General features: G+C 76.5%; 1 protein-coding gene. It reads right to left on the bottom strand.

Annotated elements, in window-relative coordinates; all coding sequences use genetic code 11:
* Window positions 1–405 (bottom strand): cell division protein PerM (locus tag OOT08_RS06245; RefSeq protein WP_325092122.1); only part of this gene is annotated, 405 nt, incomplete at both ends.

Below are 405 nucleotides of genomic sequence, written 5' to 3' on the forward strand. Positions count from 1 at the left end.
GGAACAGCCAGGGCGCGCCGTCGCGCACGGAGCGGACGATGCCGCCCACGAGCGCGGCGAGGGCGAAGCCGCCCCCGGCGATGGCCGCAGCGCCGAGCGGGGGCACGCCGACCAGCCCGGCGGGCAGCTGCGCGGCGACGATCCAGGCCGCGCAGCCGAAGCCGAGGACCGCGGCGACCACGCCCGCGCCCCCGAAGCGGGGCCCGAGCGCGCCCAGCCGCCAGCCGACCCGAGCGGCCAGGCCGAGGGTGATGGCGGTGAGGCCCAGGGGAATCAGATCCAGGGCGAAGCTGATCGATTCCGGGTCCAGGCCGAGCGAGGAGGCCCACAGCTCGTCCACGGAGATCCGCAGCGGGACCCCGGTACTCAGGAGCCAGGCACCGCCGACGAGCGAGGCGACAAAAC

It is taken from the genome of Leucobacter sp. M11, from assembly GCF_035726885.1.
Taxonomy (GTDB): Bacteria; Actinomycetota; Actinomycetes; order Actinomycetales; family Microbacteriaceae; genus JAPFRB01.